The organism is Mycobacterium sp. E796, from assembly GCF_001672815.1.
In the GTDB taxonomy this organism is placed as follows: Bacteria; Actinomycetota; Actinomycetes; order Mycobacteriales; family Mycobacteriaceae; genus Mycobacterium.
On the sequence record NZ_LZKK01000222.1, the window covers coordinates 1 to 15968 of the forward strand.

The window sequence follows — 15968 nt, forward strand, 5'->3', positions numbered from 1 at the left end:
GTTGCTGGCGTGCCGCCGGCGTCGGGACCGATGCCCAGGGTGGGAGTCAGCGTGGAGATGTCCAGCGGGACCGGCGGAACCGGCGGCCCGCTTAGCGTCGGCGGCACCGGCGGCAACGCGCTGTTGTTCGGCAACGGCGGGCCCGGCGGACCCGGCGGCGAGCTGGCCACCGGCGGCGCCGGTGGCCTCGCCGGGTTGTTGGCCGGCAACGGCGGTGCCGGCGGGCCCGGCGGGGTCCTGGGCACCGGCGGCCCGGGCGGTCTCGGCGGCCTGTTCGGCGCCGACGGAACCGCGGGCGCCGCCGGCGGTCCGGCGACCGTGCCGCTGACGATGAGTGACACCGACGCGATGATGACGATCTCCATCAACGGCGGGCCGAGCGTGAGCGCCATCGTCGACACCGGATCCGCCCCGCTTCTGGTCCCACGCACGGACGTCAACATGACCGGCCTCGGTGCGCCCACCGGGCACAGCAATGCCTCGTACGGCAGCAATTCCGCCTACTCGACCTATTACTACGACTCGTATGACACGACGGTGAACCTCGGGAACGGCATCGTGGCCAAGACCAGTGTCGACGTCGCCTACCGCGCCACCTGGACAATCGTCCACGCGGACGGCTCGATGACGACGACCCCGCTGGACATCTCCACGCTGACTCCCACCCTGGGCATCGGTCCCGACGCCGGCGGCACGCCAGCAACCGTGTCGCTGCCGGGCGTCCTCGGCGACGGCGTGCTCATCAACGAGCCCGCGCGCTACTTCCAGTTCGGCGCCAACCCGCTGTCCGCCATCCATTCGATATCCGGGGCACCGGCGGTGACGGCGACGAACGACCTACAGATATCGATCAATGGCGGACCCCTGCAAACCACCTCGGGGGCTTACATCGATTCCGGTGACTTGAACGGAACCATCCCGGACAATCTGCTGGCGCCGGGCGCGCCGGACGGCGAAACCCTGCCGACGGGAACGACCATCGCGGTCTTCACCAGCGGCGGTGAGGAGCTCTACTCGTACACCGTCACCGGCAGCGCCAACGCACCCGAGGTCATCTCATCAGCGACGGTCAGCGGCTTCCCCGGCATCTTCAACACCGGGTACGTTCCCTTCTCGCTCGGGCCGATCTACGTCGCGAACAACCCCAGCGGTGTGGGAGCGACGGTCTTCGACTACTGACCGCCATCGATATCGACTGTGCATCGTGGACGTTGAGTGGTACAGCTAGGCGGGATTTCGGCGAAATCTCAGCCCTGAGTTCACTCTCGGTGCGTCAACGCCCGCAGGAAGAACGTCAGGTTGGCCGGCCGCTCGGCGAGCCGCCGCATGAAGTATCCGTACCACTGGGTGCCGAACGGCACGTACACCCGCACGCGGTTGCCCGCGTCGGCCAACCGTCGCTGCTCGCGGTCGCGGATGCCGTACAGCATCTGGTATTCGAAATCCCCGGCGCCGCGCCCGGATTCGGCCGCCATCGCGGGCACCGCGGAAATGACGGCCGGATCGTGCGTTGCGACCATCGGATAGCCCGGCCCCGCCATCAGCACCCGAAGGCAGCGCAGGTATGACTCGGCTACCTCGGTGTCGTCCCGATAGGCCACCGACGCGGGCTCGTCGTAGGCGCCCTTGCACAACCGGATCCGGGCGCCGGACGCGGCGAACTCCTCGCAGTCGCCCAGCGTGCGCCGCAGGTAGGCCTGCAAAACCGTGCCGAGCCAAGGGAAGTCCGCGCGCAGGTCTCGCACGATCGACAGCGTCGAATCGGTGGTGGTGTGGTCCTCGGCGTCCACCGTCACCCACACGCCGGACCGCTGCGCGGCCGAGCAGATGGACCAGGCGTTCTCCCGGGCAATCTTCTCGCCGTCGCGCTCCATCGACTGGCCCAGCGCCGACAGTTTCAGCGACACCTCCAGCGGCCGGCCGCCGTCGTCACCCAAATCGCCGGACGGCCCCAGAACCTCGATCAAATCCAGGTAGGTCTGCGTCGCCGCGTCGGCGTCGTCGACATCGGTGACGTCCTCGCCGAGGTAGTCGACACTGACCAAGCGGCCCGAATCACGCAGCACGGCAACGCTATTGAGCGCAGACTCGATCGTCTCCCCCGGCACGAACCGGCGCACCACCCGGCGGGTGATCGGCAACCGCTCGGCGGCCCGGCGCAACCCCTCGCGCCGCCGGGCCGCCATGATGGCCGGACGCACGGTGCGGGCGAACAGCCCGCCCATCAGTCGGCCGCCATGTGCGGATAGGTGTGGTCGGTGGCCGGTACGAACGTCTCCTTGATGGTGCGGGCCGACGTCCAGCGCAACAGGTTCAACACCGATCCGGCCTTGTCGTTGGTGCCCGACCCGCGCGAGCCGCCGAACGGCTGGCGCCCGACCACCGCCCCGGTCGGCTTGTCGTTGACATAGAAGTTCCCGGCGGCGAACCGCAGCCGCTCCTGCGCGGTCAGCACCGCGGCCCGGTCGTCGGCGATGACCGCGCCGGTGAGCGCGTACCGCGAACCGGTGTCGATGACGTCGAGGATTCGTTCGTACTGGTCGTCGGGATAGACGTGCACCGATAGCAGCGGGCCGAAGTACTCGGTCGCGAAGGACTCGTCGGTCGGGTCGTCGGACAGCAGCACGGTCGGCCGCACGAAATAGCCTATGGCGTCGTCGTATTCGCCGCCCACCGCGATGGTCATCCCGGGCGCCCCCTTCGCCCGCTCGATGGCGTCGACGTTCTTGATGAAGGCGCGCCGGTCGATCAGGGCGCCGCCGTAATTGGTCAGGTCGGTGACGTCGCCGTAGCGCAGCGCGGCCGTCTTGCCCAGGAAGTCGTCGCCCATGCGCTGCCACACCGAGTGCGCGACGAACGCCCGCGACGCCGCCGAGCACTTCTGCCCCTGGTAGTCGAAGGCCCCGCGAATCAGCGCCGTGCACAACACATCCGGGCGCGCCGAGGCGTGCGCGACGACGAAGTCCTTGCCGCCGGTCTCCCCGACCAGCCGCGGATAGCTGCGGTAGCGGCCGATGTTCGCGCCCACCCGCTGCCACAGGTGTTGGAAGGTGGCCGTCGACCCGGTGAAGTGGATGCCGGCCAGCCGCGGATCGTCCAGCGCCACATCGGAAACCGCGAACCCGTCGCCGGTGACCAGGTTGATCACGCCGGGCGGCAGGCCCGCGGCCTCCAGCAGTTGCATGGTCAGATACGCCGACAGCGTCTGGGTGATGGACGGCTTCCAGACGACGGTGTTGCCCATCAGCGCAGGCGCGGTCGGCAGGTTGCCGGCGATCGAGGTGAAGTTGAACGGCGTGATCGCGTAGACGAAGCCGTCCAGCGGGCGGTACTCGCTGCGGTTCCACTCGCCGGGCCCGCTGATCGGCTGCTGCGCCAGGATGTGCCGGGCGAACGCCACGTTGAACCGCCAGAAGTCGACCTGCTCGCACGGCGAGTCGATCTCGGCCTGGTAGGCGGACTTGGACTGGCCGAGCATGGTCGCGGCGGCGATCTTTTCCCGCCAGGGCCCGGCCAGCAGGTCCGCGGCCCGCAGGAACACCGCGGCCCGCTCGTCGAAGGGCATTGCCGCCCAGGCGTCCTTGGCGCCCATCGCGGCCTCGATGGCGGCCGTCGCGTCGGCGTGCCCGGCGTTGGTCAGGGTGCCCAGCGTCGCGGCGTGCCGGTGCGGCTGGACCACGTCTATGCGCTCGCCGTCGCCCATCCGGTGGTTGCCGGCGATGACGTGCGGCAGGTCGATCGGGTTGTCGGCGAGCGCGCTGAGCTCGGCGCGCAGGCGCGCGCGTTCCGGGGATTTCGGGGCGTAGTCGTGGACCGGCTCGTTGGCGGGCAGTGGCACCTGGGTGATCGCGTCCATGCCGCTAAGGGTCCCCCGCGCGGGCCAGGATCCTGTTAGCCGATTGGACAATAACTGCCGCATCGGCTAGTAAGATTGGACAACATGCAAACGGCGCGGGTCGGCCTGGGCCAGCTGCTTCTTGCGCTGGACGCGACGCTGGTCAGCCTGGTGGACGCCCCCCGCGGCCTCGACCTCCCGGTGGGGTCGGCGGCGCTCATCGATTCCGACGACGTGCGGCTGGGCCTGGCCGCGGCGGCCGGCGCGGCCGACGTCTTCTTCCTGCTCGGGGTCCGCGACGACGAGGCGCTGCGATGGCTCGACCAACAAGCGCGCGCACCAGTCGCCATCTTCGCCAAGGGGCCGTCGCCCGCCGTGGTGGCGACGGCGGTCGCGGCCGGGTCCGCGGTGGTAGCCGTCGAACCGCGGGCGCGTTGGGAACGGCTCTACCAATTGGTCAACCACGTCCTGGAACATCACGGCGATCGCGGCGATCCCGTCGACGATTCGGGCACCGACCTGTTCGGCTTGGCGCAGTCGCTGGCCGACCGCATCCACGGCATGGTCTCCATTGAAAACGCCCAGTCGCACGTGCTCGCCTACTCGGCCTCCAGCGACGAGGCCGACGAGCTGCGCCGCCTGTCCATCCTGGGGCGCGCCGGCCCGCCCGAGCATCTGGAGTGGATCGGCCAGTGGGGCATCTTCGATGCGCTGCGGTCCAGCGGCGAGGTGGTGCGCGTCGCCGAGCGCCCGGAGTTGGGCCTGCGCCCGCGGCTGGCCATCGGGATCCATCAGCCACCGGCCGGCGCGCGTCGGCCGCCGACGTTCGCCGGCACCATCTGGGTGCAGCAGGGCTCGCAGCCGCTGGCCGACGACGCCGACGAGATGTTGTGCGGGGCAGCGGTTTTGGCCGCCCGGATCATGGCCCGGCTGGCCGCCCGGCCGTCCACCCATGCGCGACGGGTGCAGCAACTCCTCGGCCTCACCGACGACGAGCCCGCCGACGTGCCCGCCATCGCCCGCGAACTCGGCCTCGCCGCCGACGGGGCCGCCGCGCTCATCGGCTGGGATACCCGGGCCCGGCATCCGCGGCTGGCCGACGTACTGGCGTTGAGCGCCAGCGCTTTTCGCCGCGACGCTCAGGTCGCCGCGCGCGGCTCGCGCATCTATGTGCTGCTGCCGCAGACCGCGCCCACCCGGTCGGTCACCTCGTGGGTGCGCGGCACGATCGGCGCGCTGCGCACCGAACTCGGCGTCGAGCTACGGGCGGCCATCGCCGCGCCGGTCGCCGCCCTGACCGGGGTCGCCGCGGCGCGCGCAGAGGTGGACCGCGTGCTCGACAGCGCCGAGCGACACCCGATTCTGGGACAGGTGACCACACTGGCCGAGGCGCGGACCACCGTCCTGCTCGACGAGATCGTCACCCTGGTCGGCGCCGACAAGCGCCTGGTCGATCCCCGGATCCGCGACCTGCGGGAACAGGACCCGGTGCTGGCCAAGACGCTGCGGGCCTACCTCGACAGTTTCGGCGACGTCGCCGCCGCCGCGTCCACGTTGCGGGTGCATCCCAACACCGTCCGCTACCGGGTGCGGCGGATCGAGAAGCTGCTGGGCGCCTCGCTATCCGACCCCGAAGTGCGGCTGCTGTTCTCGCTCGGGTTGCGGGTTACCGAACGCCCGGCCTAGTTATCCACAGTTGGCAGTTTGTCCACAATTGGGGTTCTCGCTGGTGGCTCACCTGGGTGGGAATCACTAGATTCGAAACTATGTTCGATTGCCAGACGTCCGACGCCGATGTGGTGGACGCGATCAGCGACGGCGCCCGGGCCGAGGCGGCCGCCGCGGCGCGCCGGTTGGCGGCGATCGCCGAACTGGTGTCCCGGCGTGCCGACGGTCCGACGGATCGCGCGCACTGGTCGTGCGACAACTGGGATGCGATAGCCGCCGAAGTGGCCGCGGCGCAGGGAATCAGCCACGCGCTGGCATCGGGGCAGATGTATCTGGCGGTGGCCCTGCGCGACCGCTTGCCCAAGGTCGCGGCCGTGTTCGCCGAGGGCGCCATCAGCGTGCGGCTGGCCTCGGCGATGGTGTGGCACACCGATCTGATCAAAGACCCCGACACATTGCGGTTGGTCGACGAGGCGCTGGCCGCCGACGCCAAGCTCTTCGGTCCGATGTCGGTGAGCAAGACCGCGCAAGCCATCGACGCCATCGTGGATCGCCACGACCCCGGGGCCCTGCGCCGCGCCCGCGCCGGCGCCCGCGGGCGCCACGTCACGATCAGCCCCGCAGACGACCAGTCCGGCACCGCAGCCCTGTGGGGTTCGCTGCTGGCCACCGACGCGGCCGTGTTGGAGCGCCAACTGACCCACATGGCCCAGCAGGTTTGCCGGGACGATCCCCGAACCCTCGACCAGCGCCGCGCCGACGCGCTGGGCGCCCTGGCCGCGGGGGGTCAATACCTCGCCTGCGCCTGCGGTGCCGCCGAGTGCCCCGCCGCCGGGGAGGCCGACCCGCGCGCCGGCGCGGTCGTCGTCCACGTCATCGCCCGCGAGGACACGCTGGACGCCCAGCCCGACCCGCACACCTCCGGCGAGCGCCCGTCGCGGCCGATCACCCCGGGGATGACCCTGGCCGAGGCCCTGGCCCCCGATCCCGAACCCGACCTGCCGCCCACGCCGCGGCCCCCGGCCGCGCATCTGCTCGGCGGCGGCACGCTGACCGCGTCGATGGTCGCCGAGCTGATCCGCGGCGGGGCCAAGGTCACGCCGGTGCGCTTTCCCGCCGATGCCTTGCCCGAACCGAACTACCGGCCCTCGGCGCAGCTACAGCGGTTCATCCGCTGCCGCGACATGACCTGTCGCTTCCCGGGCTGCGACCGGCCCGCCGAATTCGCCGACATCGACCACACCATCCCCTACCCGCTAGGGCCCACGCATCCGTCCAACCTCAAATGCCTGTGCCGCAAACATCACCTGATCAAGACGTTCTGGCCCGGCTGGCGCGACGAGCAGTGGCCCGACGGCACCGTGGTGTGGACTTCGCCGAGCGGACGCACATACAAAACCTATCCGGGCAGTCGGCTGCTGTTTCCGGCGCTATGTCTGCCGACGGGTGAATTACCCGCTGCCCCAACGGCGTACGCACCGCCCGGTGACCGCGGCATCATGATGCCCACCCGCCGTCGCACCCGCGAGCAAGACCGCACCCGCCGTATCGACGCCGAACGCGCACTCAACGCCGATCGGGTCGCGGAACGCAATCAGCCACCGCCCTTTTAGGAACTCGCGGCGAACAGCCGCCATCGCCACGGCGTCCGGGCCGCCGTACGATTTGCGGGTGCACGAGGCAACCAAAGCCGACATCCTCGCCGCGCTAGATGACAGCGGGAAGCGGTTCGTCTCGATCGTCCGGCGCCTCGATGCGGATCGCGCCGCGCGACCGGTGCCTGGGCTCGCCTGGACGGCCATGGAGACTGCGGCGCACGTTGTAACCGTGCTCGGCAGGCTGCTTGGCGATCGTAGACGCGCCGCAACAAACGAGGGGGTGGCCGAACTGAATGCGACCTGCCTCTCGGAGTACACCGACCGCGATATCAACGAGATCGCCGACCGGCTCGAGGCAAATCTTCGTACGGTGATCGACCACGTCTACCCCAAAGTCGACTTCGACCGTCTGTATCCCTTCCACGGAGGATCGACGATCTCCGCCGGTGGCGGTGCTCGGTGGATCTTGTGCGAGCTGCTCGTGCACGGCTACGACGTCGCCGCGGCAACCGAAAACGAGTGGGCGATCCCGGCCGCGCAAGCATCCATCGCAATTCGCGGCCCCGCCGAGTCGATGAATCGGCTGGTTGAAAGCAAAACCTCTCCCCGACACCGGGTGCGTCTGGGGAAAGACGACACTGTCGAATTCGTCGCATCCTCGGGACCCCTGCCTGCCGATGACAAGCCGATCGACGCGGAACCCGACGAGTTGCTCCTGGCTTTCTTCGGAAGGATTGAAGTGTCCGATCCGCGTTTGGCGGTGCTTCTCGCTGATCTGCCCAACCTCTAACTAGGGCTCATAAGCCATCAGGTAGAAGCGGGGCCCCTACCGGATCCCGTTGCGCGGCCGCTCTTTTCGCTCGGCTGGTGGCCTATTGCCAGTCAACCGGCAGATCGCCCGCATGGTTGGGGCAGACGTCGATCGTGGCGGCCTTCAGGGTATGCGCCGCATCCAGCGGCGGCATTTCGGTGGACAGCACCACGAAGGCGTATTGCCCCGCATACGAGGAGTACCCCTGGATCATCGCGTCGGCGTGGTCGTCCATCAGCGCACACGCTTCCCGCTCGCGGTTGGTGTCGGAGTTTGCGATGCCGGTGCCGAACCAGGCGGCCAGGCCGACGGCCGCGACGGTGGTGATGGCCCGGGTGGCGCTCCGGGCGGTGCCATGGTACTGGCGTGTGTGCAATTTCTGAGGGGACATGTCGAGTTTTACCCGAGCGTCCCCGAAATCAAACTCGATTAACCCGCCGAATTTCGTAAACTATTTGTCGCAACCGACAATTATTACCTTAAAAAGACAGGCGTCGAATAACTCCGTCAGCCCAATTGGTATGACTCGCGGGACACCCGAAAAAAATGCCCGGTCCCGGCGTCGGTGCACGTCACCCCGTCGGGTTCGCTGTTGCACGTCATCGGGCCGAGCGATCTCGACTGACCCACGCCGAGCACCGGCCAGGACCCCGCCCCCGAACCGAGCGCCGAGTGCGTGCAGGCGACATACGGAGCCTGGCCCTGGTCGAGGCGAAAATCGCGACCCAGATCCGATCCGGGCGGACACGGCCCCCCGTTCTTGTCCCGGCCCACTCCCGGCGGGACCGAATAGATCTGGTCCCCGATCTGGCACATGGCCACCGGCAGCGGAGCGTCCTCGCCGTTGAGAATGCATCGAATGTTTCCCGATGCGGACGCGAACTGTTGGTAATTGTCGTCGGCGTGCGCGCTGGCCGCGCCGAAAAGCAATAGGACCGGGGCGGCAACCGCAACCGCCGCCGAGATCGTATTCATTCGGTGCTTCTTTCTCGCGATGTTCGAGTACGACAAGGACCAACCGAAAGGCAAGTTCTGCACGCGGGTAATCATCGCACCCGGCACCCGCCGCCGCGCCACAATAGTTATCTTCACCATGAAGACAATTCCATGTCTTGCAGCGGGTTTCGATCCGGATAGGCTTCTTTGGTGACAGAAAAGCCGTCGTCATATTTGGTGCTGGCTTCCCAGCGCAGCGGCAGCACGCTGCTGGTCGAATCGCTGCGCGCGACCGGCGTCGCCGGCGAGCCGCAGGAGTTCTTCCAATACCTGCAAACCACGAGCCAGGCCCCGCAGCCGCGGGAGTGGTTCGCCGATGTGGACGACGCGTCGATCCTGAGCCTGCTCGATCCGCTCGACGAGGGGAAGCCGGACCTCGCGCCCGCCGAGGTCTGGCGCGACTACATCCGCACCGTCGGGCGAACCCCGAACGGCGTGTGGGGCGGCAAGCTGATGTGGAACCAGACACCGCTGCTGTTGAGCCGCGCCAAAGACCTCCCAGATCGATCGGGCGACGGTCTGCGGGCGGCGATCCGCGACGTGGTCGGCGAGGAACCGCTGCTCATCCACGTGCACCGACCGGACGTGATCTCCCAAGCCGTGTCGTTCTGGCGCGCGGTGCAGACGCGGGTGTGGCGGGGCAGGCCCGATCCGGCGCGCGACGCGCGCGCCGTCTACCACGCCGGGGCGATCGCGCACGTAGTCCGCATGTTGCGTGCTCAGGAGGAGGGCTGGCGGACCTGGTTCGTCGAGGAAGACGTCAAGCGCATCGAAGTTCCGTATCCGGTGTTGTGGCGCAACCTGACTCAGGTGGTGGGAACGATCCTCGAGGAACTGGGCCTCGACCCGCGACTGGCGCCGCAGCCGGTGCTCGAGCGCCAAGCCGACCAACGCTCCGACGAGTGGGTGGAGCGCTACCGCGCGGATGCCGAGCGAGACGGGCTACCGACATGACGGTGAGAAACGCGGGCACAGCCCTTGCGCCGCCGACGGTTTCGACCGGGCCGTCGACCTAAACTCAGCGCGAGCCAATCGCTTGGTCGCCGGCGCCGACCGGACAACGATGTCATCGTGAGCAAACAGGATTCGAAGCCGCTCGGTTGGCGCGAGCGGCTCGGCTCGGTGTCGGTGGACTGGTGGGCGACCTTGCTCGCCGGCGGGATCACGGCATTGGCGGTGGCCAACGTGCTGCCGAAGATTCCATGGTGATCGCATGAGCACCACCGACGTCAAATCCCCAGAATACGAAGACGCGCTCGACGAGCCCGCCTTCACCAGCAGGCGGCCGCTGGACTACGTGCCGGGCATCCTGCTGCTGATCGGCGTGGGCCTGCTGGGCAAGTACGCCCAGATCTGGTGGAACACGCTGGCCAAACACCACCACTGGCACGTCCCCGACATCGAATACGTGTTGTGGGCCATCGTGATTGGCCTGCTGATCACCAACACCATCGGCCTTCATCGGATATTTCGCCCCGGCGTGCAGACCTACGAGTTCTGGCTCAAGGTCGGCATCGTCGTGCTGGGAGCCCGCTTCGTGCTCGGCGACATCCTCAAGCTGGGCGGGCTGAGCCTGATCCAGATTCTGGTCGACATGGCGGTCGCGGGAACCATCATCATCGTCGCCGCCCGCGCATTCGGGTTGTCCGGAAAGCTCGGCTCCCTCCTGGCGATCGGCACCTCGATCTGCGGGGTGTCAGCGATCATCGCCGCCAAGGGGGCGATCCGGGCTCGCAACTCCGATGTCGGCTACGCGATCGCCGCGATCCTGGCGCTGGGCGCGGTGGCGCTGTTCGTGCTGCCGCCGCTGGGCCATTCGATCGGCCTGACCGATCGCGAATTCGGCATCTGGGCGGGGCTGGCGGTGGACAACACCGCCGAGACCACCGCCACGGGTTATCTGTTCTCCGACCACGCCGGCAAGATCGCCGTGCTGGTCAAGTCGACCCGTAACGCGCTGATCGGGTTCGTCGTCCTGGGCTTCGCGCTCTATTGGGCCGCGCGCGGGCAGGCCGACGAGATCGCCCCCGGCTTCAAGGCCAAGGCCGTGTTCGTCTGGAAGAAGTTCCCGAAGTTCGTGCTGGGCTTCCTGGCCGTCTCGGCGATCGCCACCGCGCACTGGCTGACCAAGGGGCAAACGGCCAACCTGGCCAACGTATCGAAATGGGCGTTCCTGCTCACGTTCGCCGGGGTGGGGCTCAACACCGACATCCGGCAGATCGCCCGCACCGGGTGGCGCCCGCTGGTCGTCGCGGTCATCGGGCTCACCGTCGTCGCGACGGTGTCGCTCGGCATCGTCCTGCTCACCTCCCGCGTCTTGCATTGGGGCGTAACGGCCTAGCGGATACCCGGGCGGTAACCTGGCCCGCAATGTGGATCACCATCCTGGTGATGGCCGTCGCCGTCAGCCTCGAACCCTTCCGGATCGGCATGACGGTGCTGATGCTGAACCGGCCACGGCCGATCCTGCAGCTGCTGGCGTTCCTGTGCGGTGGTTTCGCGATGGGCATGAGCGTGGGCCTGGTCGTCTTGTTCGTGTTGCGGCGCAGGCTGCTGTGGTCGACATACCTCACGCTGCCGAGGGTGCAGATCTGCATCGGCGCGCTGGCGCTGTTGGCCGCGGCCGCCCTGGTCCTGACCCGCAACCGGGTGGCCGTTCCGGAAACGGTGGCGACGCGCGCGCAGCGGCTGGTGACCGGGCGATCGCTGTGGGTGGCGGGCGCGGCCGGCCTCGGAATCGCGCTGCCGTCGGTCGACTATCTCGCCGCGCTGGCCGTCATCCTGGCGTCGGGTGCGGCGGCCGCCACGCAGGTCGGCGCGCTGCTGATCTTCAACGCCGTGGCCTTCGCCCTGGTGGAGATTCCCCTGGTGGTCTACCTGCTGGCGCCGCAAGCGACGCGCGACTCGATGGCGGCGCTGCACAACTGGATCCGGTCGCGCCGCCGCATCGAGGTGACCGCCCTGCTGGCCGCGGTCGGGTGCGTGCTGCTGGCGGTCGGCCTGGCCGGTATTTGACGACGACGCGTGCGTCTCGGCGAGGCCCGATGCCGAAACCAGCACGGCCGCCGGTCGTTTCACGACCCGGCTGCCTTCGCGGGGTCCTCGATGATGTGATAGGCGGGGTCGACCATCGCCATCGGTTGGGTGCCGCTCTGCCGGGGCTTGCCGGTGATCCGGAGCAGTTGGCCGGGCTGGATGTCGGCGCCGCCGCGCCCGTGCCGGAATGTCACGCAGATCTCGCCGCTGTTGTCGCCGACGACGACGCGCCGGACGGTGCGCCTGCGTTCGTTGACGTCCTCGACTTCGTTGACCCGCCCCTCGAAGGTGGCGCGCTGCCCGGGAATGAGGCCCCCGACGGTGATCACCGACGCCGACCGATCGGGGTGTTCGTAGGCTTCGACCTCCTGCTCCTCGTCCTTCGAGACCCACGCCTCGATCTTGTCGAGCTCGCGGGAGATTCGTTGCTCGAACCCGTCGGGGTACGCCTCCTTGATGCGGGACTCGACGTCGTAGGGAACGATTGTCGCCGCCGCGTCCGGGATCAGGCTGACCGCCCGGGCCACCTTGTCGGCGGTGCGGTCGTGCAGCAGGCGCCCGAGGAACGGAGCGTAGGTCCGGCGGGGCAGCAGCACGGTGACGTTGGTGTTCCGGTGTTCGTCGCGCGCCTTGGCGACCAGCACCTGCGCGGCGCGGGTGACCCTGCGGTCCGGGCAGTCGACCACCCGCAGCGGGGTGTCGAGATCGAAGTCGTCCCAACGCTTTCGCAACGCCTTCGCGTGGACGTCGTCCACCATGAAGTGCACCGCGATCAATTCGTCGGCGCGCAGCCCTCTGCCGTAGCGCAGCGCTTCGATGACGGCGAGGTCGAGGGAGTTCACGAACACGAACACCTTGTGCCTGGCGTACTTCACCAATTCGGGGCGGTCGGTGCGGAACATCTCGAGGATGGCCGCCTCGGCGCGGTATTCGCGGTTCAGCCGCGTCAGCGCGAACACCAGCACGGGGAAGACCACGACCACCAGCCAGGCGCCCTCGGTGAACTTCGCCACCGCGAAGATGCCCACCACGATGGTCGACAGGATCGCCGCGGACAGGTTGATCGCGAGGCGCCGTCGCCAACCCGGCTCTCGATGGGTGAGATGGTGTTTGGTCATCCCGTAGCCGGCCATCGAGAAACCGGTGAACACGCCGATCGCATAGAACGGGACGAGCGCGGTGACCGAGCCGCCGGTCGCCAGAAGCAGCACCACCGAAAGCCCCGTCAGCGTGATGATGCCGTTCGAAAACACCAGGCGGTGACCGCGTTTCATCAGCTGGCGCGGCAGGAAGCGGTCTTCGGCGACGAAGCTCGCCAGCGCGGGGAATCCGTTGAAGCTGGTATTACCGCCGGTGAACAGGATGGCGGCGGTCGACGCCTGCACGAGAATGAACAGGACGTTGCCAATCGGGCCGTTGCCGAAAACCGCGCGGGCAACCTGCGACAGCACCGACGGATATCCGGCCTCGAACGGCGTCGCGTGGGTGACAAACGTCAGGTAGGCGACGCCGGCCAGCAAGAACCCGAGTATGCACGCCATGATGGTGAGCACCCGGCGGGCGTTGCGTCCCTGCGGCTTTCGGAAGACGTTGACCGTGTTGGAGATCGCCTCGACCCCCGTCAGCGACGAACCGCCGTTAGCAAACGCGCGCAGCAACACCAGCACCGTCGCGCCCATCACCAGGCCGTCCCCTCGACGAACCGGCACCGCCCCGGCGATGTGCTGCGCGTCGTAAGTCGGTAATCCCCAGAAGATTTCGCGAAGAACCCCGGTCACGATCGTCAGACCGATCATGGCGACGAAGAAGTACGTGGCAACCGCGAACGGCCGGCCCGCTTCCTTCAATCCACGCAGGTTCGCGTAGCACATGACGATCACCACACCCACCGTGATCGCCAGGCTGTAGGGACCGAGCACCGGGATTGCCGACACCACCGCCACCGTGCCCGCGGCCGTCTGCACCGCCACGGTGACCACGTAGTCGATCAACAGCGCGGCGGCGGCGACCTGTGCCACCCGGGGTCCGAAGTTCTCCCGAGCCACGATGTATGAGCCGCCCGCCCGGGTGTAGGCCATCACAACCTGGCGGTAGGACGCGGCCACCAAAGCCAGGATCACCAAAATCACGCCATTGATGGGCAGCAACAACGTGAATGCCGCCAGCCCCGCAGCCGGCAGCAGCTCGATCAGGATCTGTTCGCTGCCGTAGGCGGTGGACGAGATCGCGTCGGGTGCAAGCGCGCCGAGCGCAACCCCGTTAGAGAGCTTCTCGTGTGTCAGCTTCTCGGTGATCAGGGGCTTCCCGAGAAACACGCGCTTGGCGATGTCCCCGACCGACGTCGGGATCGGGACCTTGCTCGTCGAAGTTGTCACGACCTGCATTCTGCCGCCCGGCAGGTCCGCGCGGCGGGCGGACGGGCTAAGTCAGCCGCGAGACCGCCGCGGCGATGCGCTCGTCGGTGGCGGTCAGCGCGACCCGCACGTGGCGGGCGCCGCCCGGGCCGTAGAAGTCGCCGGGCGCCACCAGGATGCCGAGGGAGGCGAGCCGCGAGACGCTGTCCCGGCACGGCTCGCCGCGGGTGGCCCAGAGATAGAGGCCGGCCTCGGAATGGTCGACGGCGAAACCGGCCGAGCGCAGCGCGGGCAACAGGGCGGCGCGCCGCCGTTCGTAGCGCTCGCGCTGGACCCGCTCGTGGTCGTCGTCGTCGAGCGCGGCCACCATGGCGGCCTGCACCGGCGTCGGCACGATCATCCCGGCGTGTTTGCGCACGGCCAGCAGCTCGCCGACGAGGGCCGGATCCCCCGCGACCAGGCCGGCCCGATAACCGGCCAGCGACGAGCTCTTCGACAGCGAGTGGACCGCGAGCAGCCCGGTATGGTCGCCGTCGCACACCGAGGGATGCAGCACCGACAGCGGTTCGGCCTCCCAGCCCAGACCCAGGTAGCACTCGTCGGAGGCGACGATCACCCCCCGCTCGCGCGCCCATCCGACGACCTTGCGCAGGTGGTCGACGCCCAGCACCCGTCCGGTCGGATTGCTCGGCGAGTTCAGGTAGAACAGCGCCGGGGATTGCGGGCCCACCTGGGTCAGCGAGTCGGCCCGCAGCACCGGGGCCCCGGCCAGCCGCGCGCCCACCTCGTACGTGGGGTAGGCCAGCTCCGGCACCACGACCAGGGCCTCCCCGCCCAGGCCCAGCAGCGTCGGCAGCCAGGCAATGAGTTCCTTGCTGCCGATCACCGGCAGCACGGCCGCCTCGGTCAGCCCGGTGATTCCGAAACGGCGGGCCAGCGCGGCGACCGCCGATTCGCGCAGTCGCGGCGTGCCGGCCGTGGCGGGGTACCCGGGGGCCGAGCTGGCCGCCGCCAGCGCCTCCCGGATCAGCGGCGCGACCGGGTCTACCGGGGTGCCGACGGACAGGTCGACGATTCCGTCCGGATGCGCCGCGGCCCGCTCCTTCGCGTCGGCCAGCGTGTCCCAGGGAAACTCCGGCAGGGACGCCGACACCGTTCCGCTCAGTCGCCTTCGCCCTGGGGCGGCAGGTCCTTGACGACTTGCGGGTCGTTCTCGGTCAGGCCGACCTTCGCGGCGCCACCCGGCGACCCCAGCTCAGCAAAGAAGTCGGCGTTGATCTGTGTGTACTGGCTCCACTGCTCCGGCACGTCGTCTTCGTAATAGATCGCTTCGACGGGGCATACCGGCTCACAGGCCCCACAGTCGACGCACTCATCGGGGTGGATGTACAGCATCCGGGCACCCTCGTAGATGCAGTCGACCGGGCACTCCTCGATGCATGCCTTGTCCTTGATGTCGACGCAGGGTTCGGCGATCGTGTACGTCACAGACATCTCCTCCATGTACTGCGTGTGGGCTGCGGTTCCGGCTCGCCGCGGCGCTCCGGCCGCTTCAGCGCAAGCATTCGGTTACTGATACTAGACGTTGCACATACACGTCAACCACTCGGCACCCCGCCGGTTCGCTGACGTGTCGGGGCCGGGCCGGGCGCGGCGGCCCCTGCGGCATT

15 protein-coding genes and 1 pseudogene are annotated in these 15968 nt (G+C 68.7%); 9 read left to right on the plus strand and 7 right to left on the minus strand.

The features are described from left to right. Positions 1 to 99 precede the first annotated feature (99 nt). Positions 100 to 243: pseudogene (locus tag A5706_RS35280) on the plus strand (hypothetical protein); the annotation flags it as partial. Positions 244 to 318: 75 nt separating this feature from the next. Beyond that, positions 319 to 1179 (plus strand): PecA family PE domain-processing aspartic protease, encoded by an 861-nt coding sequence (locus A5706_RS16185; RefSeq protein WP_369831885.1) that lies wholly within the window; start codon positions 319 to 321, stop codon positions 1177 to 1179. 80 nt (positions 1180 to 1259) lie between these two features. Here the strand turns inward: A5706_RS16185 and A5706_RS16190 are convergent, their stop codons facing one another. Both A5706_RS16190 and pruA read right to left on the minus strand, forming a co-directional pair. Beyond that, on the minus strand, positions 1260 to 2225 hold the full coding sequence (locus A5706_RS16190) for a proline dehydrogenase family protein (protein WP_068132368.1): 966 nt from the start codon (positions 2223 to 2225) through the stop codon (positions 1260 to 1262). Beyond that, positions 2225 to 3856 (minus strand): L-glutamate gamma-semialdehyde dehydrogenase, encoded by a 1632-nt coding sequence (gene pruA / locus A5706_RS16195; RefSeq protein WP_068132370.1) that lies wholly within the window; start codon positions 3854 to 3856, stop codon positions 2225 to 2227. The genes A5706_RS16190 and pruA overlap by 1 nt, the downstream gene beginning before the upstream one ends. Before the next feature lie 84 nt (positions 3857 to 3940). Here pruA and A5706_RS16200 point away from each other — a divergent pair, with 84 nt between their 5' ends. The 3 genes from A5706_RS16200 to A5706_RS16210 all read left to right on the plus strand — a co-directional run bounded on the left by A5706_RS16200 (position 3941) and on the right by A5706_RS16210 (position 7891). Further along, complete coding sequence (locus A5706_RS16200; protein WP_068132371.1) at positions 3941 to 5521, plus strand: CdaR family transcriptional regulator; 1581 nt, start codon at positions 3941 to 3943, stop codon at positions 5519 to 5521. A gap of 80 nt (positions 5522 to 5601) precedes the next feature. Then, positions 5602 to 7116: an HNH endonuclease signature motif containing protein gene (locus tag A5706_RS16205; protein WP_068132375.1), complete on the plus strand. Its 1515-nt coding sequence runs from the start codon at positions 5602 to 5604 to the stop codon at positions 7114 to 7116. Positions 7117 to 7174: 58 nt separating this feature from the next. Further along, positions 7175 to 7891 carry a maleylpyruvate isomerase N-terminal domain-containing protein gene (locus tag A5706_RS16210; protein WP_068132376.1) on the plus strand — a complete coding sequence of 239 codons (717 nt, stop codon included), beginning with the start codon at positions 7175 to 7177 and terminating at the stop codon, positions 7889 to 7891. Positions 7892 to 7973: 82 nt separating this feature from the next. Here A5706_RS16210 and A5706_RS16215 read toward each other — a convergent pair whose 3' ends face one another. Further along, on the minus strand, positions 7974 to 8288 hold the full coding sequence (locus A5706_RS16215; RefSeq protein ID WP_156767165.1) for a hypothetical protein: 315 nt from the start codon (positions 8286 to 8288) through the stop codon (positions 7974 to 7976). 131 nt (positions 8289 to 8419) lie between these two features. Continuing rightward, a complete protein-coding gene (locus tag A5706_RS16220; protein ID WP_156767166.1) occupies positions 8420 to 8887 on the minus strand; it encodes a hypothetical protein in 468 nt (155 codons plus the stop codon). 171 nt (positions 8888 to 9058) lie between these two features. On the opposite strand from A5706_RS16220, the gene A5706_RS16225 reads away from it, so the two are divergent. The 4 genes from A5706_RS16225 to A5706_RS16240 all read left to right on the plus strand — a co-directional run bounded on the left by A5706_RS16225 (position 9059) and on the right by A5706_RS16240 (position 11923). Beyond that, positions 9059 to 9862, plus strand: coding sequence for a Stf0 family sulfotransferase (locus tag A5706_RS16225; protein WP_068132380.1), 804 nt, complete (start codon positions 9059 to 9061; stop codon positions 9860 to 9862). Between the two features lie 117 nt (positions 9863 to 9979). After that, positions 9980 to 10117: a hypothetical protein gene (locus A5706_RS33705; protein WP_197517859.1), complete on the plus strand. Its 138-nt coding sequence runs from the start codon at positions 9980 to 9982 to the stop codon at positions 10115 to 10117. A 4-nt stretch (positions 10118 to 10121) separates the two neighbouring features. Further along, on the plus strand, positions 10122 to 11249 hold the full coding sequence (locus A5706_RS16235; RefSeq protein ID WP_068132383.1) for a YeiH family protein: 1128 nt from the start codon (positions 10122 to 10124) through the stop codon (positions 11247 to 11249). Between the two features lie 29 nt (positions 11250 to 11278). Then, positions 11279 to 11923 (plus strand): GAP family protein, encoded by a 645-nt coding sequence (locus tag A5706_RS16240; RefSeq protein ID WP_068132384.1) that lies wholly within the window; start codon positions 11279 to 11281, stop codon positions 11921 to 11923. Positions 11924 to 11982: 59 nt separating this feature from the next. On the opposite strand, the gene A5706_RS16245 is transcribed toward A5706_RS16240, so the two are convergent. The 3 genes from A5706_RS16245 to fdxA are packed head-to-tail and all read right to left on the minus strand — an operon-like array spanning position 11983 to position 15786. Then, a complete protein-coding gene (locus tag A5706_RS16245; protein WP_369831884.1) occupies positions 11983 to 14328 on the minus strand; it encodes an amino acid permease in 2346 nt (781 codons plus the stop codon). 37 nt (positions 14329 to 14365) lie between these two features. Beyond that, positions 14366 to 15451 (minus strand): succinyldiaminopimelate transaminase, encoded by a 1086-nt coding sequence (dapC, locus tag A5706_RS16250; RefSeq protein WP_068132387.1) that lies wholly within the window; start codon positions 15449 to 15451, stop codon positions 14366 to 14368. A gap of 8 nt (positions 15452 to 15459) precedes the next feature. Beyond that, positions 15460 to 15786, minus strand: a complete 327-nt coding sequence (fdxA, locus tag A5706_RS16255; RefSeq protein WP_068132416.1) for a ferredoxin — start codon at positions 15784 to 15786, stop codon at positions 15460 to 15462. Between the last annotated feature and the right edge of the window lie 182 nt (positions 15787 to 15968).

Bases quoted from the DNA above. Each gene is read 5' to 3' on its own strand.
- pruA (WP_068132370.1), bottom strand. From the start codon at position 3,856: ATGGACGCGATCACCCAGGTGCCACTGCCCGCCAACGAGCCGGTCCAC.
- A5706_RS16205 (WP_068132375.1), top strand. From the start codon at position 5,602: ATGTTCGATTGCCAGACGTCCGACGCCGATGTGGTGGACGCGATCAGC.
- A5706_RS16190 (WP_068132368.1), bottom strand. From the start codon at position 2,225: ATGGGCGGGCTGTTCGCCCGCACCGTGCGTCCGGCCATCATGGCGGCC.
- A5706_RS16245 (WP_369831884.1), bottom strand. From the start codon at position 14,328: ATGCAGGTCGTGACAACTTCGACGAGCAAGGTCCCGATCCCGACGTCG.
- A5706_RS16200 (WP_068132371.1), top strand. From the start codon at position 3,941: ATGCAAACGGCGCGGGTCGGCCTGGGCCAGCTGCTTCTTGCGCTGGAC.
- A5706_RS16220 (WP_156767166.1), bottom strand. From the start codon at position 8,887: ATGAATACGATCTCGGCGGCGGTTGCGGTTGCCGCCCCGGTCCTATTG.
- A5706_RS16240 (WP_068132384.1), top strand. From the start codon at position 11,279: ATGTGGATCACCATCCTGGTGATGGCCGTCGCCGTCAGCCTCGAACCC.
- A5706_RS16235 (WP_068132383.1), top strand. From the start codon at position 10,122: ATGAGCACCACCGACGTCAAATCCCCAGAATACGAAGACGCGCTCGAC.